We start from the raw sequence: 21,758 nt of genomic DNA, 5'->3' as shown, positions 1-21,758 counted from the left end.
TAGAACGATTACATTTACTCCAAAGCAAAAACATACGGATACAGCGGTTGTCCGCCTTTTTGCAATTCAAGCTCCAGATCAGGATACTGCTCTCCGATCCATTCGCATAACGACGCCGTTTCTGTCGCTTCCGCATCCTCACCTGACAAAATCGTCAGCAAATCTCCACCTGCATCGAGCATGTTAGCAATGAGCGATTGGCAGGCTTCGAGCAAGCTTGCTTTGGATACAACTATCGTCTTTTCTTTAATGCCGATGTAATCGCCCTCGCGAATATCCACACCTTCAATGGTCGTATCTCGCACAGCCTTTGTTACTTGTCCCGACATAACCTGCTCAGCAGCGTTTTTCATCCATGCGCTATTTCGTTCAGCCGTCTCGTCTTCCTTAAAAGCAAGTACAGCGGCTAAACCCTGAGGTATCGTGCGAGTTGGGATAATCGTAACATTCCGCTCGCTAAGCTCAGCAGCTTGTTCAGCTGCCAAAATAATATTTCCGTTATTCGGTAATATATAGATATGCTCTGCTGACAGAGCCTCGATCGCCTTCACAAAATCTTCTGTGCTCGGATTCATCGTCTGACCACCAGACAATACCGTATCCACTTCATTTTCGAGGAAAATGTTCGTAATCCCCTCGCCTAGAGCAACAGCAATAATTCCAAACGGCGCCCATTCAAATACTTGACCAGGCGGAACTCCCTGTACGGCCTGCCCTGCAAGCAGTTCTGCTGCAGAATAGTCAACAACGGCTGAATCCTCTGCCTCATGCTCAAGTAAATCACGATGCTGCTCGCGCATATTAAGAATATGAATATCGGTTAATTCTCCGTAAGGAAGCGATAGGTTCAGTACGTCTCCCGGTTTGCGAGAGTGTACATGAACTTTAATAATATCGTCTTCTGTTATGACCAATATAGAGTCTCCATCTTTCCCAAGAGCACGTTTGTAAGCGGATTCATCAAAAAACGCTCCCGCTTGTCCGCTTAGCTTGCGATTGATAAAAAATTCCATATCGTATAAAAATTCAATAGCTTCCGTCGCTAAGCGTGCTTGTGCCGAGATCGGCTCTTGCTTGCGAATTGGTGGCACGATAATAGGAACAGCCACTTCTTCAGGTGGAGCTGCTTCTGACGGCATCGAATAAGTATCAAGCTGGCCATCGATTTCTGCTAGGCTGCGTACGAAACCCTCATAAATAAACACGAGACCTTGTCCGCCAGAATCGACTACGCCAACCTGCTTTAGTACAGGCAATAAATCAGGCGTACGCTGCAAAGCTTCATATGCCTTCTGATGCACCTCGTGCATCAACTCAGCCACGTCACTCGTTCTACGGGCGTACTGAACGGCATGCTTCGCAGCTTCCTTGGCAACGGTAAGAATCGTTCCTTCTACAGGCTTTACGACAGCTTTATAAGCGAGGTCAACACCGTATTGCAAAGCAGCGGCTATTTGCACCGTTCCCGCTTCTTCAAGACCGGCAAGCGACCTGGAGAAACCTCTGAACAGCTGTGACAAGATAACGCCGGAATTGCCCCGAGCCCCCATCAGCAGCCCCTTAGATAAGGCTTCTGTCGTTTTTCCAATGCTGCTTGACGGCTTGCTGCGCAGCTCGCGAACGCCTGAGGACATCGTTAAGTTCATGTTTGTTCCCGTGTCGCCATCCGGCACTGGGAATACATTTAATGCATTAACGTGCTCTGCGTTTCGCTGTAAATAATCCGCGCCGAGCAGTGCCATTGCGGTAAAATCAGATCCGTTTATAAAGCGCTTACTCAACGAAATTTCCCTCCCTGTTACTTAAGTACCCTGACATCCTGCACAATTATATGGACTTCTTCCACTTGTAGACCGATTACGTCGTTCAGCACATATTTTACCTTGGATTGAATGTTATGCGCTACCTCGGAAATTTTTGTTCCATAGCTTACGATGATGTAGAGATCAATATGCAATTCTTCATTTACTCGTCTAACTTCAACGCCGCGAGTCAAATTGTCTCGTCCGAGCAACTCGGCAATTCCGTCCTTTAGCTGTTTGCGTGAAGCCATCCCGACAAGTCCATAACAATCCATGGCCGCAGAGCCCGCAATAATGGCTATGCAATGGTCTGAGACATGTATGGAACCTAATTCTGTGCTTAGCTGCATTGGCATGGAAATACACTCCCTTACTGTATGTATTATGGACTAAGTATTATTGTACTATAAACGGCTCCTTTATAGAAGTCTGTTCAATAAATCCAGTTATTCTGCATGGTTGCTCGCTTTAAAAGCGATAAAGAACATCCTTGTCCTTATATTTAGGTTGAACAGAACCAATGTTTGTGATACGATATTCAAGTGTGTTTAAATGTTATTTCGCTTACGAATGAAATTTTCCTCACGCATAACGAAGCCATATTAATGGAATCCGTTTTGTTCAAGCAAGATTTAAAGGAGGTGTAGTCATGTCCCGCAAATGTTTTCTTACAGGTAAAGCACCTGGTAAAGGTAACAACGTTTCCCACGCAAACAACAAAACTCGTCGTTCTTGGGGCGTAAACGTGCAAAAGGTTCGCATTTTGGTTGATGGTAAACCGAAACGTGTTTATGTTAGCACACGCGCACTTAAAGCTGGTAAAGTTACACGCGTATAATGATGGCAATGGCCATAGACAAAAGCACCTGAGCGCTCAGGTGCTTTTTTTTTTGCTTTTCTACGATCACGGCCGAAGGGTGTCCTGCAGCATCTAGACCTAATTTTTTTGGAAGGTATTCAAAATCGCCTTTACGAACCCGCCCAAAAATTTAGGCAGTTTGATTGTATAAAATTTCATGCCTCATCCCTCCTCAGACACGCTCATCGAATTTATCCGTGACAACATTACTACGCTCATGTAAACATCCTATGCGTCGTCAGTTTGTCCTATTCCATAGTGCGTCTGAGGGGAAAGCCTATTATGCGCCCGTTATTGGCATTGGATTATCTCTTATATATATAATAGCCGCTCCAACGACAGCAATTAGTAAATAAAATACTATCGATAGCGCGAAAAAAGCGATTCGCATGCCTAGCTTTTCAAATCTCCGGAAAAAGCGAATGCCCACGTACAATGCGAGCAGTGAGAAGAGATACCGATAAAAATCCGATATCATCGAGAATAGCGCTAGCAGCAGTCCGGCAAGAAATGTATACATCAACAGCCAGAGTGTTGTTTTCAACCGTTCATTCATCGCAGTACCTCCTAGCGCAATACCGCGATTGCCGCGGCTCGGTCTACCTCTGAGAACACGGCACTTCCTGCCACAAGCACATTAGCGCCAGCTTCACGAATGACTGCTGCCGTTGTTTGATTAACACCACCGTCAACCTGGACATGAACATCATCTAGTCCCTGCTCCTCCAGCATCGCACGAAGCTGGCGCAGCTTCACAAGCGAATAAGGAATGAACTTCTGACCCCCAAATCCAGGGTTAACCGTCATAATAAGCACGAGATCAAGATCATGCAAAATAGGCTCCAGAACAGATACAGGTGTTGCCGGATTAATTGCTACGCCCACAGGCAGTCCTTTTTCTCTTATGTAATGGACGGTTCTATGCAAATGCACGCAAGCTTCAGCATGAATAGTAATGCGGTCCGCGCCTGCTGCAATATAGTCCTCAATTGAAAGTTCCGGACGTTCAATCATCAAATGCACATCAAAAGGAAGCTTCGTCACAGGCCTGATAGCTGAAATGACCGGCGGTCCAAAAGTTAGATTGGGGACAAAATGACCGTCCATCACATCGATGTGAATCCAATCTGCTCCTGCCGCTTCGACAGCTTGAACTTCCTCTCCTAGCCTTGCAAAGTTGGCCGATAATATGGAAGGGGCAATAATCGTCATAGTTGTTAGTACCTCCGTTTTTTCTCTCTCATCTCCGTCAAAAACAGCAAGTAGTGGTCATGCCTGCTTTTTTCTATTTTCCCGCTCTCAACCGCAGCAAGCACGGCGCAGCCTGGTTCACTTACATGCGTGCACCCACGGAATTTACAATCGGGAGACAGCTCGCGCATTTCTACAAAACAATAACCTAAATCTTCGATACCCAGCTCCTGAAAGTCCAGCTGGCTGAAACCTGGTGTATCAGCGACTAAGCCGCCTCCAATTTCAATAAGCTCCACATGCCTCGTTGTATGCTTGCCTCGTCCAAGACGATTGCTGATTTCATTTGTCTCCAGCTTAAGACCAGGAACGATCGCATTAAGCAGTGATGACTTGCCTACGCCTGATTGTCCGGCAAATACGGCCATATGGCCTTTCAACTTTTCTTGAAATGGAGCAATGCCTTCTCCCAAACGAGAGCTTGTCCCGAACACCTCATATCCAAGTGCTCTGTATATACGATTAACGGAGGCAGCCGCAGCTTGCGCCTCCTCCGTTTCCAAACCGTCTTTCTCTAAGTCCTGCTTGCTTAAGCATAATACTGCTGGTATGCCTGCATGCTCGATATGCACAAGGAACTTATCCAGCAATTGCAAATTGAGAGCAGGCTCTGTAACCGAAAACACAAGAATCGCAAGATCGATATTCGCAACTGGCGGTCGAATAAGCTCTGATGTACGAGGCAGCAGCTCCTCGACGGTTCCTTCACCGTTCTCCGTCAAGCTATACATCACTGCATCGCCTACAAGCGGCGTTAAGCCCTTATTCTTAAAGACGCCTCTAGCGCGGCATTGGACTGTTGCCGAGTCCGACGCCGCATTCTCCGCTCTTACGTAGTAATAGCCACTGAGCGCTTTTACTATCGTGCCTTTGAGATGACCCTCTTTGCTATTATGGCTGTTGCTGCTCTTGCTGCTGCTCTTCTTCGATTGGCTCATCATTGTTTTGGGTAACCTCCGTTTGTGTCGGCGCTTCTGTTTCCTTCACTTCATTACCCGGAATAGTCAAATTGGATGAATTCGTGCCATTGACTATTTCTTTGTACGTAATTGTTTTGATATCAATAAACTGATTGTCTCGGAATACCGTTACTCTGGCTTCCGTATCCGGTGAGACAAGAACGGTAACTACGAAGGTTTCCATTCCTGTAATTTTACGTTTCTCTGATACGATATTTTCACCGCGTGCATCGGAGTATTCAATTCGAACTTCACTTGCTTTGCCTGCTTCCGCCGGTGAAATCATAATATTAAACTTATGCTCTTTCGCATCGGCTGGTGGCCCTGAGCTGACAGTGATTGTAATTTTTTCCCCTTTGGTTACTTTCTCATTAGGTTGGAATGGACTTTGGCTAATGACATGATCCTTCTCATGCAAATAACTCGAAGCATACAAAATATCAGCTTTGTCTAATGTAAGCTCGTATGCTTTGATTAAATCCTTGGCTACATCAAGCGGCTTGTTAATTAAGTTAGGCATCTCAACGGTCTCGCGGCCTTTGCTGACCACGAATTTAAATTCAACCGATTCAGGATTGTAGGCTTCACCCGGTTTTGGCGACTGCTGAATGATCGTATCTGGAGCTTCTTCACTGAAAATAGGATCTTCAATTACGATTTGATCCTCTGTTATCCCAAGTGTAATAAGCTCATCAATAGCGGTCTGCAACGCTTTCCCAACATAATTATCAATTTCTTCCAGCTCAGGTCCGTCACTCACCGTTAATTGAATAAGGGAGCCTTCCTTGACTCGCATATTCATCTTTGACTGACTTATAACCTGATCCTTCGGAATTTCCTTGTTATGCTCGCGAATGGTTGGATCTTCTATCTTAAGCCCCGCGCCCTCAATCGCTTGACGCGCTTCAATTTCGGTTTTGCCTACGACAGTAGGCACGTCTACTTCTGCAACATCAAGCACCCCAAGAAGTTTGATGAAGCCAAATATAATAATCGCCAGTATGAGCAGTGTAACACCTACGACAGTAAGCGGTTTTTTCCAGCTCTTGGACTTTGGCTGCAATTCAACTTCTTTTTGCTGCTCATCATTTGCCGAGCTGACAGGCCGCGCGATCTCTTGTGTGTTTTCTGTTGGCCGAATATCGCCGCGAATAGCAGGCATCACTCGCGTCTCTTCCAAATCATTAACATGTGCGAATGTGATTTTGGGTTCCTTCAACCGATCGGGACGAAGGCAGGTATCCAAATCTAGCAGCATTTCATGTGCTGAATTATAACGTTCACTTGGATTTTTACGCATCGCTTTGAGAATAACATTTTCAACGCTTTGCGGAATATGCGGATTAACGATTCGTGGCTCCTCGAAATTTTCTTGCAAATGCTTCAAAGCTACGCTGATTGGGCTCTCGCCAAGAAACGGCAGCTTAGCTGTCAGCATTTGATAGAGCACGATGCCAAGCGAATATAAGTCAGACTTTTCTCCGGTATTGATTCCTTTGGCATGCTCAGGGGAAAAATAGTGAACCGATCCGATAACCGAGCCTGTCTGTGTAATCGTGGATGAAGTAACCGCCCTTGCGATACCAAAATCCGTAACCTTTACACGTCCATTTTTGCCAATTAATATATTATGCGGCTTAATATCACGATGAATAATGTGATTTTGATGCGCGTGATCAAGCGCATCTGCAATTTGCATAGCAATGCGCACCGCTTCATCTGGCTGCAACGGCGCTCGTTCTTGTATAATTTCATTCAAATTATGGCCTTCTATATATTCCATAACGATATAATGCGTATCTTCTTCTTGTCCTACATCATAAATGCTGACGACATTCGGATGAGATAGCGCAGCTGCTGACTGTGCTTCACGACGGAATCGGCGAATAAATTCTTCATCATGCACAAATTGCTGCCGCAGCACCTTCACTGCGACTTTTCTATTAAGCAGCACATCATGCGCTTTATACACAAGCGCCATCCCGCCGCCGCCTATGCGAGTCAATATTTCATAACGTCCGCCTAAATCCTGTCCAATCATCCTTGTCACCCCTCTCGATTCGTGCCAGCTGCTTCTTGGAGAAGTACGACAGTTATATTGTCGTCCCCGCCTGCTTGCAGCGCAAGCGAAATGAGATGATCAGCTTTTGCATCCAGCTCAAGTTGATCCGTCGTGACCGTTTGCAGCATTTCCTGATCGCTCACCATATTTGATAATCCATCGCTGCACAGCAGCAGCACGTCCTGTGCGGACCACTCTACCGCTTGAACATCGATTTCAACTTGAGAATCCGTACCAACTGCACGAGTCAATACGTTGCGCCTTGGGTGGTGAGCAGCCTCCTCTGCGCTAAGCTGGCCAGACTTGACCAATTCATTCACAAGTGTATGATCATTCGTTAATTGTGTAATGACGCCCTCGGTAATCTTGTAAGCGCGACTGTCTCCCACATGGCCTATAATAGCATTGTCCTGTTTCACTAAAGCGGCCACGATCGTAGTACCCATATTCCGATACTGCTCGTTCTGGGAAGCAAGCTCAAAGACAGCGTCATTCGCCTGCGAAATCGCTTGTCTTATGAGCATTTTTCCTTCTTGCAGAGACAAGTCCTCTTTAGCGGCGCTTTTCTCCAGCATGCTTCGGAAAGCGTCAACTGCCCTCTGGCTTGCAACGTCTCCAGCCTGATGGCCGCCCATGCCATCAGCTACGATGGCAAGCGTTACTCCATTATTCAGTTGACTTACCCATGATTGGTCTTCATTGACATGACGAACCCGTCCAATATCACTGCGGTTTGCCGTTAACAATCAATCATCACCTCGCCTGAGACTCCATATGTTTTGCTCTTAATTGGCCGCATGCAGCTGCAATGTCATGCCCTTGTTCCCTGCGGATCGTTACACTCACTTTATTTTTCTCAAGTACACGCTGGAATTCAAAGATGTCCTCGCGCGGAGTCCGAACATAATTGCGTTCAGGGACATGGTTTACAGGAATCAAGTTAACATGGCACAACATTCCTTGCAGCACGTCTGCCAGCTCCTGCGCATGCTCAGCTTGATCATTAACACCGCCGATCAAGGCGTATTCAAATGTTATTCTCCGGCCAGTCTTCGCAATATAGTTATGGCAAGCTGCCATTACATCAGCAAAAGGAAAACGACGGTTAACCGGCATTAGCTTTGAGCGAAGCGCATCATTTGGTGCATGGATCGATAGTGCCAAGTTGATTTGTGTATTCTCCTCGGCAAACTTGTACATGCTCGGCACGATGCCGCTAGTCGAAACCGTAATGTGACGCTGACCGATGTTTAGGCCTTTCTCGTGGATCATAATACGCAAGAAAGCCATCGTTGCATCATAGTTCTCGAACGGCTCCCCAGAACCCATAATAACGATGCTGGATACACGTTCTCCGGTAGCATCAAGCATCATCTGCGCTGTAACAACCTGCGCTACGATCTCGCCCGCAGTCAAGTTGCGTTTCAAGCCGCCAAGCGTCGAAGCACAAAACGTACAGCCGATTCGGCAGCCGACCTGTGTCGTTACACAAATACTGTTGCCGTAGTTATGGCGCATAATAACAGTCTCAATCGCGTGGGCATCATGAAGTCCGAATAGAAACTTCACCGTTCCGTCCTTCGATTCAAACTTTGTAATCTCATTAAGTGTAATAATTTGGAAGTTCTCCTCCAGCTTATCGCGAAGGGCTTTCGATAGGTTGGACATATCTTCAAAGCTCTTTACCCGCTTCACATATAACCAATCAAACAGCTGTCCGCCGCGAAATGCTGGCTCACCATTATCTGTCATCCATTGTTGAAGCTGTTCGAGCGTGTAGTCATATATGCATGGTTTCATTTCATCACACCTGTACCTTTATAGTAGGGCGGCTCATAGAAGCTGAACACCGCCATCGATTTATTTTACCACAAACGCCCATGTTCAGCCATAAGCAGCGATTATGGACGCTTTACCATCCTTGCTATGAAAAATCCGTCACTGTCAAAATGCTGTGGAAGCAGCTGCGCTTGTCCATTAAAATGCTCATCGATGGCTCCAGCTTTCATCAACTGATCAACGATAGCCTCTGGCCAATTGCGATCCAATTCAAATTCAGGATGCTCCTGCAGAAACCGAGCTACTTGCTGCTCATTTTCTTCCTTCTCTATCGTACATGTGCTATAAACAAGCACACCGCCAGGGCGCACTAAATCACATACTGAATGCAATAAACGCTGTTGAATGGCAGCGATATCCGATACATCGCCTGCGGTTTTAGTCCATTTGATTTCCGGCTTGCGTCTAATAACGCCGAATCCAGAGCATGGTGCGTCAAGCAGCACGGCATCCATCGATTGCGGTTTGAAGCGCTCGCCTAATTTGAGAGCATCTTCGGTAATCGCTTCAACATTGCGCAGCTTCAAGCGTTCGGTTTGCGTCACGATTAAATCACGTTTATGCGCATGCAAATCATTCGCCCACACCTTGCCTTTGCCGCCCATCAATTCTGCCAAATGCGCGCTCTTTCCACCTGGTGCCGCGCAGCAATCCAGCACTTGCATGCCGGCTTTTGGCGCTACAACTTCAGCTACCAGCATGGAGCTTTCATCCTGTACCGACCAAACACCCTCGCGGAATCCGTCCGTATCGGCCAGATTGCCTCCGCGATTAATCGTAATACCTGCAGGAGCAATGACAGAAGGCTCAGCCTCATATCCTGCTGCTTTTAGAAGCTCGATCGCTTCATCACGATTCCCTCTTAGTGTATTAGCGCGAACGCTTGTATGCGGATGCTCATTGCCCGCAGCGCAGATAGCTTCTGCCTGCTCATAACCGTATGCCGTAGCCCAGCGGCTTACAAGCCATTCTGGATAGGAATGCCGCAGCGCAATTTGCATAATTGGATCTTTATGTTTAATTTCAGCTGGCTGCAGCTCAGCTCGTCCGCGATCAATACTGCGGAGCACGCCGTTAACCATACCTGAAATACCGGAATGTCCGCGTTTCTTTGCAATCGTAACGGCTTCATTCACAGCAGCATGTGCCGGAATGCGATCTAAGTACAATAGCTGATAAGCACTCATTCGAAGCAGCTGATGTACCCAAGGCTCAAGCTTATTCAGCCCTTTGGATACAAAGCGGCTAAGCCAGTAATCAAGCGTCACTTGTCGCTGAATCGTGCCGTAAACAAGCTCGGTAACAAGCCCGGCGTCCGCTCTCTGCAAACCTGCATCCTGCAATGTGCGATTAAGCTGCAAATTGCTGTATGCACCGGTTTGTGCAACCTTTACTAATGTATCCATTGCCAGCTCACGCGGAGATTTCACCTTGCGCGGTCCCGGTTGCTGGTTATTTTGAGCAGACTGCCCGCCGGCAGCAGGTCGTTTATGACCTGCTTTCGCTCCGGATTTTCCTTTTGCTCGGTTGCTGCTATTGCGATTTGGACTTGGTTTTTGTGTACTTTCCGTCATGCTGCTCCACCATCTCCTAATCGTGTGCCCGCTTCTAAGCGAGCACCCTTAAGCCAATCTGCTGCGGTCATCGTTCTTTTTCCAGCGGGCTGAATTTCTTTCAGCACTAGTACGCCTTCACCCGTTTGAACATGAATGCCGCTGCTGTCTGCGGCAACTACGGTTCCTGGCTCAGCAGCAGCTTTAGCTGCTGTGGCTGCCGAAGGAACTCCGCAATTCCACACTTTGAATACTTCTCCGTTTAAGTACGTAAAGGCGCCGGCCATTGGCGACAATCCTCGCACCTGATTAAAGATGGCACGCGCAGGTCTTGTCCAATCAATTCGTTCATCATCGCGGGTCAAATTCGGCGCATAGGTTGCTCGCTCATGCTGCTGCGGCTCGGCTTTTACTTCTCCAGCAACGATTGCAAGAAGCGTCTTGCCAAGCAGTTCAGCACCTGCGATGCTCAGCTTCTCAAACATCGTGCCCGATGTATCCTCATCGGTAATTGGAAGTTCCACGACGCTAATCATATCGCCGGTGTCCAGTCCTTCTGCCATATACATAATCGTCACGCCAGTTGAACTCTCGCCATTAATGATCGAACGCTGTATAGGTGCGCCGCCGCGATATTTCGGCAGCAGCGAGCCATGCACGTTGATGCATCCAAGTCGAGGAATTTCCAGCAGCGCCTTCGGCAATATTTGGCCGTAAGCTGCCGTTACAATCAGATCCGGCTGCATCTCAGCAACCATTGCAACCGCCTCCGCACTGCGCATGCGCTCAGGCTGGAGAACTGGCAGTCCAAGCGACAACGCCGCTTCCTTTACAGGCGGCGGCGTCAGCGTTTTTTTCCGGCCTTTCGGCCGATCAGGCTGTGTTACAACAGCGACAACATTATATTGCTGCTCAAGGAGCAGCTTCAAAGAGGGAACGGCAAATTCTGGCGTCCCCATAAATACGATACGCATGAAGCTATTCGCCGCCTTTTCTAGCTCTTTCCGAAATGTCGTAGATGCTCTCCGCCAAATCGGTAAACAATATGCCGTTCAAATGATCAACTTCATGCTGGAACGCGCGCGCGAAGTAACCAGATGCTTGAACGGTAAACGTCTGTCCGCTGCTGTCTTGTCCGGTTACCACAATGCGATCAGCACGCAGCACGTCGCCATTAAGATTCGGAATGCTAAGGCAGCCCTCAGGACCAAGCTGCTCTCCTTCTTGCTCTACGATGACGGGATTAACCATCTCGACCAAACCATTCTCATCGCCTACATCTACTACAATAACACGCTTCGAAATGCCGATTTGAGGCGCAGCAAGACCTACTCCCTCTGCATCGTACATCGTTTCAGCCATATCTTTTAACAGCTTTTGCAAGTTTGCATTAAATTTCGTTACTTCCTTCGCCACTTCCCGCAATACCGGATCTGGCTCTTTTACAATTATACGGATACTCATAGTATTCCCTTCCTTTACGTTCATTAAAATAGTAATAGCTATTTATAATATAACTTGTGGATCTACGTCAATACTGAATTGCACCTGGCGCTGCGGCGGACCATCCGTAAACGGGATGAGTGCCTTGCGAACAAGGGCCGAAGCATCGATACTCCCACGATATTTTATCACACATTGAAAACGGTAGCGATCTTTCATTCTTGAAATCGGCGATGCTACTGGCCCAAGCACCTCCAGTGCTCGACCAAAACCGCTGCTTAGCGAAATAAGGACGCCTTCATTTTCCGCTAATTCTCGCAGATCAGAAGCAAATCGTTCACTAATGGAAGATAGCAGCGGCAGCTGCTCATGAGACATCGTAACGAGAATCAGTCTGCAATAAGGCGGATAGCCCATTGCACTGCGATGACGCAGCTCTTCACTCACAAAAGCAGTGTAGTCATGCTGCTGAGCGGTCACTACAGCATAATGCTCGGGAGCATAGGTTTGAATGACGACTTCACCTGGCAAATGATGCCTGCCTGCACGTCCCGCAACCTGTGTAAGCAATTGAAACGTTCGTTCTGCAGCGCGAAAATCAGGCAAATTAAGCGATGTATCGGCAGCAATTACGCCAACTAGAGTAACAAAAGGAAAATCAAGACCTTTCGCTACCATTTGCGTACCGAGCAGTACATCCGCTTTACGCTCGCCAAACTGCTTCAGAAGCTTTTCATGCGAATTCTTTTCTGTAGTTGTATCCACATCCATGCGAATAACACGAATGCCCGGGAACAGCTTCGAGAGCTCTTCCTCAACCCGCTGCGTTCCAGTTCCAAAATAACGAATATGCTCGCTTTGACAAGAAGGACATGTGGTTGGGGCCTGCTCGGCATGCCCGCAATAGTGGCAGCGCAGCGCCCGTGATTTCTGATGATAGGTCAATGAAATATCGCAGTGGGGACAAGCTGCAGTATAGCCGCAAGACCTACACATCACAAATGTTGAGTAACCGCGTCTATTTAGAAGCAGCACCGATTGCTCTCCGCGCTCGAGACGTTCAGCAAGCGAGCTGTGCAGCAAGCGGCTGAACATCGAGCGGTTGCCTTCCTTCAGCTCCTCGCGCATGTCGATAACGGCAACCGGCGGAAGCGGTCTTTCGCCTACACGGCTAGGCATTGGCAGCAATGCCGGCTCGCGGCCTTCGTCCCGGGCAGACAGCGGCCGGCTAGCCGCTGCAAAGGATTCCAGCGATGGCGTTGCCGAACCGAGAACGACTGCCGCTCCATGCTGCTTCGCTCTTCTGACCGCCACATCACGAGCGTGATACTTCGGACTTTCCTCCTGTTTATAGGAGGATTCATGTTCTTCATCAATTATAATAAGCCCAATTCGTTCAAATGGTGCAAAAATAGCGGAGCGTGCGCCAATGGCTACCTGAACTTGGCGGCTGCGAATTTTTCGCCACTCATCGTATCGCTCGCCATTCGAAAGCCGGCTATGCAGCACAGCAACTGCGTCGCCAAACCGTCCTTTAAAACGCTCAACCATTTGGGGCGTCAGCGAAATTTCAGGAACGAGTACAATGGCCTGCTTCTCCTGCTCCAAGCAAAATTGAATAGACTGCAAATAAACTTCCGTTTTCCCGCTTCCCGTTACACCATGCAGCAGCATCGTCTGAGGCTCGCCTGCATCAACTGCTCTAACGATACGGTCATAAACATCTTTCTGGCCTTCTGTCAGCTCTAGTGGAGTCGTTCGTTCAAATTCTCTACCCGCATAAGGATCGCGCTGCTGCTCTACCTCTCTAAGCTCAAGCAGCCCTTTCTCTGCGAGTGAACGAACACTTGCCGCAGAGCCCCCTGCCAAAGTGAGCAGCTGCTGCAGCGCCAGTGGTCCGCCATGCTCCAGCATAAAGGCAAGCACTTCACGCTGCTTAGCCGCACGAGAAGGCAAGGCTTCCATCTGTACGCGTACAGCCTCCACATTATCTGGCACATATACGGTCAGCACCTTGCGTACAGCAAGTCGATCGCGAATTGAAGTTTGTTCGACCAGCACACCTTCGCGAAGAGCAGCCTTGACGGCCTTTGCATGCTCAGGAAAACGCTCCAGCAGCACTTCAAGTTTAACAAGCTGTCCACTGCTGCCTAGCCACTCCAGCATAGCTGGCGGCAGATCCACCATTGCTGCTTCTTCGTCTTGAATGCCAACCAGCCGTTCAGCCTTTCCCTTCAAGGCTGCCGGAATCATAGCCTGAAGCGCTGTCGTCCATGAGCAACAATATTTATCGCTCATCCATTTCGCAAGTTCAATAAGATCCGGCAATAAAGGTGGAACATGATCGAGCAGCTCTGAAATCGATTTTAATCGATTTATAGCAACATCGGTCGTCTCCGACAGTTCCGTGACAAACCCTTGCAAGACGCGGCCGCCAAAAGGAACGCCAACGCGGCTGCCGACCTCAATCCAATCTTCAAAGGCTGCAGGCACTTCATAGTCAAACGGCCGATCCGTCTGGCGGCTCGGCACGTCAACAATTACTTTAGCAATCATTAGCCGTTCCCTCCAGGAGACACTAGCCGCCCTGCAATCAACTCCAGCAAGCGATTCGCAACCTCACGCTTAGACAATAGCGGCATCTTCTCCACGAGTCCTTCTGCGCCATATACCTGCACAATATTGGTATCTCCGTTAAAGCCCGCTCCGTCCTTGCTTACATCATTAGCAACGATGAGGTCGCAATGCTTGCGGCGCAGCTTGTCCATCGCATAATGCTCGATCTGCTCCGTTTCTGCCGCAAAACCAACAAGAAACTGCTTCTGCTTGTGCTGTCCCAATGTCTCCAAAATATCCGTTGTACGCTCTAGCTCGAGTACGAGCTTCTCGCCTTTTTTCTTCATCTTCTGATCGCTTACATGTACCGCTCGATAATCGGCTACCGCTGCCGACTTCACGACAATATCCATGTCGTCATAGATGCTCGTTACAGCTTCAAGCATTTGCTGCGCGGACTCCACACGAATGACCTTCACACCTGCAGGAGGCTCTGCTGATGTACGGCCCGCAACTAAAGTTACATCAGCGCCCATCATCAGCCCCGCCTCAGCAATTGCAAAGCCCATCTTGCCTGACGAGTCATTGGTCAAATATCTTACCGGGTCCAGTCGCTCAATCGTTCCACCTGCAGTAACAAGCAATTTTTTCCCTTTTAGCTTACCGTTTTTGCTAAACCACGAGTCGATTGCAGCTACGATATCTTCCGGTTCGGCAAGGCGTCCTTTGGCAACATAGCCGCATGCGAGCTGCCCGGTGCCAGGCTCAACAAACATCACGCCGCGCGACGCCAGCAGCTCCAAATTATGGACAACGGCTGGATGCTCATACATATGTACATTCATCGCTGGCGCTATGAGTACCGGACAAGTAGCAGCAAGCAGCGTTGTGCTAAGCATATCATCAGCGTGACCTCCGGCTAGCTTTGCTATTGCATTAGCAGTAGCCGGAGCAATGACGACTAAATCCGCATGATCAGCCAAATGAATATGAGAAACTACCGCAGGATCTCTCTCATCAAACGTATCGATATATACGGGATTGCGAGATAACGTTTGCAGCGTGAGCGGCGTTATAAATTTTGTTGCCGATTCAGTCATGATGACGTTCACATTAACGCCCGCCTGCACCAGCTTGCTGCAAAGCGCTGCGCCTTTATAGGCTGCAATTCCGCCTGTGATGCCGAGTATAATTGTTTTTCCTTTTAGCATGGTGTATCTCCCGTCAAGCGCAAACAGCAAAACCCATCCTTTGGCGGCAATAGTCCGTTTCATGATGAAATATAAACTGCTTTCACAATATGTTAACATCAAATTTTATATTTCAAATGCAAACGGCAGAAGCCGCCCAATGGCAGATAAGCTCGTTACGCGATAAAATGATAAGCCGCATAATAAGTATCTAGCTTATCATGTTATATTATTTGAAATGTGTAACTTTATTTGTCATTGATAATTACGAATTGTACTACCAATCCTTGCGTTCCCTTAAGCTTGTAATTTGGGCAACATGATGTTTGCCATGCCAAGCTACAAATCCAAGAAAATAAGCTAATCCAATTTGACTGCCCTTCTCTGGATGATAGAACATTTTTTCGAAATCTGAAGCATTCATTGAACGAAGCAGCAATACCCATCGTGCATAAATACCCTCTACAATCGCTAAGCTGATATCTGTCGATGCTTGCAGGCTGTCAGCGGTTTCTGCCCAGCGTTCCCCGTTAAAAGGCTTAATCGTCGGATTGGACTCCGTCAGGGCAAGCTTGAATCGTGTGAAACTATTCATCGATGCATCTGCCAAATGATGAACTACTTGGCGCAAGCTCCATCCGCCGCTTCGATAAGACGTATTCAACATGTCTTCATCCAAATCTGCCAAAGCTGCTCTTAGCTGTCCTGGGAGCTTCTCAATCTCTACAATCCATTGTTCACGCTGCTTAACCGTCATTCCCTCGAACGAGTACCTGCCAATTGGATAACGTAATTTGTCCATTCCGTTCCCTCCTGTTCATTCGTCCTGCACCTGCAAACACTGCTTCTATCATATCATATGCGGCAGAAAATTCTAAGTAATCCATTCACATTTCAAGCTGTAATTTATGTTTTATTTCCCTTGATTAAGCGCTGCTTTTCTTAACTGATGAGCAAGCTTGTACAGCTCGGCAATATCATATCTGCCTATTTGCTCGAACCTACCTACTGCCTCGCCAATATCCACGACATCAACGGCAATGACTTGCTCGCCGTCTGGCGGATTAAGCGGTGCCTCCACCAGATTAACCTCGCCATAGCCGACTAGCCGCACAAAATGTGGGTGCGGAATATGCGGCCTATATGGCTCATCAGCAAACGAGCGGCATTGAAAGCAGCCAAACAACGTATAAGAAACCAATTCTGCACCAAGTTCTTCTTTCACTTCACGAACAAGGGCATCCATATGGTGCTCGTTAGGCTCTAAAGTCCCTCCGGCAAGTTCCCATCTTCCGTCATCTAGCTTCATGACTACATATTGATCGCCAACCATAGGTATGATGCTAATATTGCTAACAGATTCTTCCGCCACTTCGTAATCAAGAGAGAAACAATTTTCAACCAAACCCCATACTATACCTTTAGATAATGTTGGAAAAGATTGCAGGCTTATGTTCATTTTGATGTTCGTCCTTATCGACTATTATTGGTTATTCATCATTTTCAGAAATTCAAAGATTCCAACTGACATGCCAATCCCTACAAGCACAATAAGAAAGCCAATAACAAAGTTCATCCATCCTGAGCGTTTGTGTCTTGGCTTAGCAACGATCCGCTTGACCTGTTCATCGAGCTTGTCTAATGACTCTTTTATTTCGCGGAGTTCCTGTTCATCTGCCATCATTCTCGCACTCACAGCCTCTCTTTGAAACGTTATGACCTGCTCAAACTCGCTTATCAACAATATGTTTGTTCTCTTTGATTTCTTTCCTCAGCATTTGGATCTCTGTATTAAGCATTTCCACTTGCTTTGTCAATTTAGACGAGTTTATCGAATCTCGGATAATAAATGACAATAGAAACAAGAAAACAACCATAATTATAATCGTAAAAAAGATGGGATCCACAGGATTGCTCCTTTCAAAAATTGTGCGCATTAAAAAAGAAAAAGGAGTGTAATACTGTCTCCAGTATACACTCCGCTGTTCTGTTTACTATAATAAAACAGATCTTAATCCTCTTTTGTTGCTAGGTTTTCCACTTGGAGAATGTCACCGTAAATTTCTTCTAGTGCCACACCAACATACTTGCGAGAGCGCGGGTTTTTAAGCTCCGACTTGTCTCCGTTGCGAAGCATGCGTGCGCGTCTTGAAGCTGCTACGACAAGCGTGTATTTACTGTCAACTTTTTTCACCATTTCATCAATGGACGGATATAACATCGTTCATTCTCCTCACTCATGCTTTCTCAATTGCGGCAACCATTCCCGAAACGTAAGGTAAATATCTTTCTCTGCGGCAATGCTCTGCAATCATGATGCTGCGAATACGATCGCATGCAGCATCTATCTCATCATTCAATACCGCATAGTCGTAGTGACCGAGCAAATTCATTTCTTCAACGGCCACAGACATGCGATTATTGATCGTATCCAATGTTTCAGTACCACGTCCGGTAATTCGCTGCTTCAGCTCATCCAAAGACGGCGGCAACAGAAATACGAAAATACCTTCGGGAAACTTTTGTTTCACCTTAAGCGCTCCCTGTACCTCGATCTCCAAAATAACATCCTTGCCGCTCTCTAAAGTTCGTTCAACGAAATCACGCGGTGTACCGTAGTAATTACCAACATATTCAGCATGCTCCAAAAGTGCGTCACGCGCAATCATATCTTGGAACTGCTCTCTGCTTTTGAAAAAATAATTCACGCCATCTACTTCACCCTGACGCGGTAGCCTGGTCGTTGCCGACACAGAATAAACCAGCTCAGGAACCTTGTTGCGAAGAACCGAACAAACCGTTCCTTTGCCAACCCCTGAAGGGCCGGACAATACAATTAACAATCCCTTATCCATATTACTCCCCGTACTATTCGTCGTTATCGTCGTCCTTAGTGGATAATCGGTGCGCAACTGTTTCTGGCTGAACCGCCGATAAAATCACATGATCACTATCCGTAATAATTACAGCCCGTGTGCGACGACCATATGTAGCATCGATCAGCATATGTCGGTCACGCGCTTCTTGAATGATTCTTTTAATCGGAGCCGATTCAGGACTTACGATTGATATAATGCGATTTGCAGATACAATATTACCAAATCCGATATTAATAAGTTTAATAGCCAAGCCTCGTTCCTCCTCCGCCTACGGTCTTCCCTTGTGCATCTGTCTACAAATGTTCAAATACCTTTTATATTTTATAAATGTGAATACGACAAGTTCGCGTTCTTGCCAAATACCGACAGAACTACTGCACTATTGTTGACGAAAAAAGTGTCGGACATACTTCCGTTACAGGCTTTAGAAGCCATTATAAACGATTTTAGGCAGCCTGTCCTTACCACGCTGAACATGTGCGGCATCTGTATCCATGATTCATTTTAATTGATTTTTCACGAACGAACAAGCGAAAATGCGAAAACAAGCAAAAAAAGGCTGTTTTCGCATCTATTTTATCGATTTAGTTGTGTACGCTCAGTCTTCTCCCAAACGTATTTGGTAAGCTGAACACCCATATCATAGAACATAAACGGTGTGATTAAATATATGCCATTAAAATGCGGCAAAGCAACGTCGAGCAGCTCCTTTGCAATTTGCACGCCTTCCGCTCGGCCCGCTTCCCCTTCAAGACCCGCCATGCGCTGGCGAACCTCATCAGATAGCTGGATACCAGGCACCTCGTTATGCAAATATTCGGCATTCCGTCCGCTGGCCAGCGGCATAATTCCGATAAATACAGGTACTGACAAATGCTTCGTTGATTCTGCGATTCGCTCAATTAAGCTTGGGTCATAGACAGGCTGCGTCATAATGTAATCTGCACCCGAAGTAATTTTACGTTCAAGCCGTTGGACCGCTTTGTCTAAATGCTTCACATTAGGATTAAATGCGGCGCCTACAACAAACTTCGCTTTTTGCTTGAGCGGCTTGCCTGAGAAGGCTGTTCCATCATTCAACTGCTTAATCATACGAATCATCTCGAAGGAAGTAAGGTCATAAACCGAGCTCGAATCCGGCAAGTCGCCAAATCGGGCAGGATCTCCAGTCACAGCGAGCACGTGATCGATATCGAGAGCATCGAGACCCATCATATGTGACTGCGTACCAATCAAGTTGCGATCTCGGCAAGCAATATGCACGAGCGGACGAATGCCTACTTTCTCCTGGACAAGCGCTGCGAGTGCAATGTTGCTCATTCGCGTAACAGCCAGTGAGTTGTCAGCCATCGTAACCGCATCCGCCTTTGCTTCCTTCAAAGCAGCAGCACCAGCCATAAATTTGCGAATATCCAAATCACGCGGCGGGTCAAGCTCAACAATAACGGTGTGGCGCTTCTGGACCAAATCTACAATGTTAGGCTCCTGCACCGTTTGTTTCAGTGACGCAGCGTCTACTGTATCAGCTGATTTCTCAACTGGCTTTACAACAATTCTCTCTGCTGCAGCCGTATGAACAGCTGCTTGTCCGAGCTGTGGAACGTAACCATCTAGCGCCTCGGCAATTGCCTTAATGTGCTCAGGAGTCGTACCGCAGCAGCCGCCAATCAAGCGAGCGCCGCGATCTGCAAAGCGCAAGGCTGTCTCTGCAAAATATTCAGGTCCTGCGGGATACGTATATTTGCCATCAATATAGTCGGGTATACCTGCGTTCGGATATACCGATAATGGTAAGCCAACTGGCCCCGTTATCGAGTCGATCGCTCTCATAATCCCATTCGGGCCGCTGCGGCAATTAAATCCAACCATATCAGCGCCCTCATCTTGCAGTAAATCGAAGGCTCCCTTCATGCCATTCCCATCCTGCGTGCGGCCAACATCCTCGACTGCAAACTGGCAAATAACAGGAACATTCGACGCTGCTCTAGCAATCTTAAGGGCAAGCAGCATTTCATCAAGATCATAGAAGGTTTCCAGCAAAAGACCATCCACGCCCTCATCAAGCAGCGCATGCATTTGCCGCTGATAGGCTTCAATTACTTTAGCTGTTCGTAAATTTTTCAGCTTGCCGTCTCGAATGGAGCCAACAGCGCCTACAACATAAGCATCATTGCCGATCGCTGCACGAGCTGCGCGTACACCAGCACGGTTAATTGCATCCATTTCGTCTTCTAAGCCATATTTCGAGAGCTTCTCAAGATTGGCTGAGAACGTGTTTGTCTCAATTACGCGTGCGCCAGCTTCATAGTAGCGACGGTGAATATTTTCAATTACATCGGGACGGTTCGTATTGATTTCCTCATAAGAAACGCCGACAGGGAACCCCATCTGATATAGATAGGTTCCCATCGCGCCGTCCCCGGTCAAGATACGCTGCTGGAGCGCTTCCCTCAAATCCGGTTTCATTATATTCATACCACCCATCTTACTTTGCTCTTAAAACTCGCCGCAGAATGATACTGCAGCCGGTCCAGACATATATACATGATTATCGGATTCATTCCACTCAATCAATAGGTCGCCGCCTTTGAGTGAAACCGTTGCTGTCCGATCTGTTGCGCCAGTGAGTACAGAAGCAACTACCGTTGCGCAAGCGCCTGTACCGCAAGCTAGCGTTGGTCCTGCACCGCGCTCCCAGACGCGCATATCGGTATGCGTACGGGATTTCACCGTAACGAACTCAACATTTATTTTACGTGGAAATAACGGATGTGTCTCAAGTTTGGGACCCCAAGTGCCTAGATCAAAATTTACAGCATCATCAACATAGATGACACAGTGAGGGTTGCCCATCGATACAGCGGTAAAACGGAATTCACGACCGTCCACCTTTATCGGATGTTCAACGACTTGCTCCGCATCGATCGTTGTTGGTACACGAAGGCCATTTAGAATCGGCTCTCCCATATCTACACGAACAGATGACACTTTGCCATCTTGAACGGTAAGCTGCACTTTTTGAGCGCCTGCGCCAAGTGTTTCGATTGTAATCTCTTCTTTATCGGTTAAGCCATTATCATACACATATTTAGCGACGCAGCGAATGGCGTTGCCGCATTGCTCAGCTTCTGAACCATCAGAATTAATAATGCGCATACGGAAATCCGCGATTTCTGAAGGCAAAATATAAACGAGACCATCTGCCCCGATTCCAAAAAACCGGTTGCAAAGCTGTATAGCTAATTCCGCAACATTTTCTGGAAGCTGCTGCTCGCCTGCAATCACCACAAAGTCATTTCCCAAACCGTTCATTTTTGTAAAATTCATCTGAATGCCCTCTCCTTGCTACATCTCTAGGTATGATA

23 protein-coding genes are annotated in these 21,758 nt (G+C 47.3%); 1 reads left to right on the top strand and 22 read right to left on the bottom strand.

Annotated elements, in window-relative coordinates; all coding sequences use genetic code 11:
* Positions 1 to 14 precede the first annotated feature (14 nt).
* Complete coding sequence (locus AC1DOV_RS14185; RefSeq protein WP_477511468.1) at positions 15 to 1,742, bottom strand: DAK2 domain-containing protein; 1,728 nt, start codon at positions 1,740 to 1,742, stop codon at positions 15 to 17.
* Positions 1,743 to 1,798: 56 nt separating this feature from the next.
* Positions 1,799 to 2,158, bottom strand: a complete 360-nt coding sequence (locus AC1DOV_RS14180) for an Asp23/Gls24 family envelope stress response protein (protein WP_076268275.1) — start codon at positions 2,156 to 2,158, stop codon at positions 1,799 to 1,801.
* Positions 2,159 to 2,451: 293 nt separating this feature from the next.
* Here AC1DOV_RS14180 and rpmB point away from each other — a divergent pair, with 293 nt between their 5' ends.
* A complete protein-coding gene (rpmB, locus tag AC1DOV_RS14175; protein WP_053375639.1) occupies positions 2,452 to 2,640 on the top strand; it encodes a 50S ribosomal protein L28 in 189 nt (62 codons plus the stop codon).
* A gap of 99 nt (positions 2,641 to 2,739) precedes the next feature.
* Here the strand turns inward: rpmB and spoVM are convergent, their stop codons facing one another.
* From spoVM to dapF, 20 genes are all read right to left on the bottom strand, one after another.
* On the bottom strand, positions 2,740 to 2,820 hold the full coding sequence (gene spoVM / locus AC1DOV_RS14170) for a stage V sporulation protein SpoVM (RefSeq protein WP_010345573.1): 81 nt from the start codon (positions 2,818 to 2,820) through the stop codon (positions 2,740 to 2,742).
* 121 nt (positions 2,821 to 2,941) lie between these two features.
* On the bottom strand, positions 2,942 to 3,217 hold the full coding sequence (locus AC1DOV_RS14165) for a hypothetical protein (RefSeq protein WP_076268274.1): 276 nt from the start codon (positions 3,215 to 3,217) through the stop codon (positions 2,942 to 2,944).
* A gap of 11 nt (positions 3,218 to 3,228) precedes the next feature.
* The gene (gene rpe / locus AC1DOV_RS14160) at positions 3,229 to 3,873 is read right to left on the bottom strand and encodes a ribulose-phosphate 3-epimerase (RefSeq protein WP_430055067.1); all 645 of its coding nucleotides are present in this window, start codon (positions 3,871 to 3,873) and stop codon (positions 3,229 to 3,231) included.
* Positions 3,874 to 3,878: 5 nt separating this feature from the next.
* Entirely contained in the window at positions 3,879 to 4,853 is a 975-nt protein-coding gene (gene rsgA, locus AC1DOV_RS14155) for a ribosome small subunit-dependent GTPase A (RefSeq protein WP_339208838.1), read from the bottom strand.
* Positions 4,804 to 6,912, bottom strand: a complete 2,109-nt coding sequence (gene pknB / locus AC1DOV_RS14150) for a Stk1 family PASTA domain-containing Ser/Thr kinase (RefSeq protein WP_441881414.1) — start codon at positions 6,910 to 6,912, stop codon at positions 4,804 to 4,806. Before pknB ends, rsgA begins: the two co-directional genes overlap by 50 nt.
* A 5-nt stretch (positions 6,913 to 6,917) precedes the next feature.
* Positions 6,918 to 7,679 carry a Stp1/IreP family PP2C-type Ser/Thr phosphatase gene (locus AC1DOV_RS14145; RefSeq protein WP_076268271.1) on the bottom strand — a complete coding sequence of 254 codons (762 nt, stop codon included), beginning with the start codon at positions 7,677 to 7,679 and terminating at the stop codon, positions 6,918 to 6,920.
* Positions 7,680 to 7,686: 7 nt separating this feature from the next.
* A complete protein-coding gene (rlmN, locus tag AC1DOV_RS14140) occupies positions 7,687 to 8,733 on the bottom strand; it encodes a dual-specificity RNA methyltransferase RlmN (RefSeq protein ID WP_076268270.1) in 1,047 nt (348 codons plus the stop codon).
* 101 nt (positions 8,734 to 8,834) lie between these two features.
* Positions 8,835 to 10,346 carry a 16S rRNA (cytosine(967)-C(5))-methyltransferase RsmB gene (gene rsmB / locus AC1DOV_RS14135; RefSeq protein WP_441881419.1) on the bottom strand — a complete coding sequence of 504 codons (1,512 nt, stop codon included), beginning with the start codon at positions 10,344 to 10,346 and terminating at the stop codon, positions 8,835 to 8,837.
* Positions 10,343 to 11,299, bottom strand: coding sequence for a methionyl-tRNA formyltransferase (fmt, locus tag AC1DOV_RS14130; RefSeq protein WP_477550263.1), 957 nt, complete (start codon positions 11,297 to 11,299; stop codon positions 10,343 to 10,345). The genes rsmB and fmt overlap by 4 nt, the downstream gene beginning before the upstream one ends.
* A gap of 4 nt (positions 11,300 to 11,303) precedes the next feature.
* Positions 11,304 to 11,789 carry a peptide deformylase gene (def, locus tag AC1DOV_RS14125; RefSeq protein WP_218639590.1) on the bottom strand — a complete coding sequence of 162 codons (486 nt, stop codon included), beginning with the start codon at positions 11,787 to 11,789 and terminating at the stop codon, positions 11,304 to 11,306.
* Between the two features lie 42 nt (positions 11,790 to 11,831).
* Positions 11,832 to 14,324, bottom strand: a complete 2,493-nt coding sequence (gene priA / locus AC1DOV_RS14120) for a primosomal protein N' (protein ID WP_477550262.1) — start codon at positions 14,322 to 14,324, stop codon at positions 11,832 to 11,834.
* Positions 14,324 to 15,535 carry a bifunctional phosphopantothenoylcysteine decarboxylase/phosphopantothenate--cysteine ligase CoaBC gene (coaBC, locus tag AC1DOV_RS14115; protein ID WP_477512361.1) on the bottom strand — a complete coding sequence of 404 codons (1,212 nt, stop codon included), beginning with the start codon at positions 15,533 to 15,535 and terminating at the stop codon, positions 14,324 to 14,326. Before coaBC ends, priA begins: the two co-directional genes overlap by 1 nt.
* 256 nt (positions 15,536 to 15,791) lie before the next feature.
* On the bottom strand, positions 15,792 to 16,316 hold the full coding sequence (locus AC1DOV_RS14110) for a YfiT family bacillithiol transferase (RefSeq protein ID WP_076268265.1): 525 nt from the start codon (positions 16,314 to 16,316) through the stop codon (positions 15,792 to 15,794).
* A gap of 111 nt (positions 16,317 to 16,427) precedes the next feature.
* Positions 16,428 to 16,973 carry an NUDIX domain-containing protein gene (locus AC1DOV_RS14105; RefSeq protein ID WP_477550261.1) on the bottom strand — a complete coding sequence of 182 codons (546 nt, stop codon included), beginning with the start codon at positions 16,971 to 16,973 and terminating at the stop codon, positions 16,428 to 16,430.
* A gap of 24 nt (positions 16,974 to 16,997) precedes the next feature.
* Complete coding sequence (locus AC1DOV_RS14100; protein ID WP_477512345.1) at positions 16,998 to 17,258, bottom strand: hypothetical protein; 261 nt, start codon at positions 17,256 to 17,258, stop codon at positions 16,998 to 17,000.
* Between the two features lie 267 nt (positions 17,259 to 17,525).
* Positions 17,526 to 17,735, bottom strand: coding sequence for a DNA-directed RNA polymerase subunit omega (gene rpoZ, locus AC1DOV_RS14095; protein ID WP_053375625.1), 210 nt, complete (start codon positions 17,733 to 17,735; stop codon positions 17,526 to 17,528).
* 16 nt (positions 17,736 to 17,751) lie between these two features.
* A complete protein-coding gene (gene gmk, locus AC1DOV_RS14090) occupies positions 17,752 to 18,369 on the bottom strand; it encodes a guanylate kinase (protein WP_441886903.1) in 618 nt (205 codons plus the stop codon).
* A 13-nt stretch (positions 18,370 to 18,382) separates the two neighbouring features.
* Positions 18,383 to 18,643: an extracellular matrix/biofilm regulator RemA gene (remA, locus tag AC1DOV_RS14085; RefSeq protein WP_005548256.1), complete on the bottom strand. Its 261-nt coding sequence runs from the start codon at positions 18,641 to 18,643 to the stop codon at positions 18,383 to 18,385.
* A gap of 326 nt (positions 18,644 to 18,969) precedes the next feature.
* The gene (locus AC1DOV_RS14080; RefSeq protein ID WP_477550260.1) at positions 18,970 to 20,859 is read right to left on the bottom strand and encodes a bifunctional homocysteine S-methyltransferase/methylenetetrahydrofolate reductase; all 1,890 of its coding nucleotides are present in this window, start codon (positions 20,857 to 20,859) and stop codon (positions 18,970 to 18,972) included.
* A gap of 30 nt (positions 20,860 to 20,889) precedes the next feature.
* A complete protein-coding gene (gene dapF, locus AC1DOV_RS14075; protein WP_441886898.1) occupies positions 20,890 to 21,720 on the bottom strand; it encodes a diaminopimelate epimerase in 831 nt (276 codons plus the stop codon).
* Between the last annotated feature and the right edge of the window lie 38 nt (positions 21,721 to 21,758).

This window comes from Paenibacillus sp. 01T47 (assembly GCF_056398245.1).
Note: the sequence above shows the minus strand (reverse complement) of the source record. Positions and strands in the feature narration are given on the sequence as shown.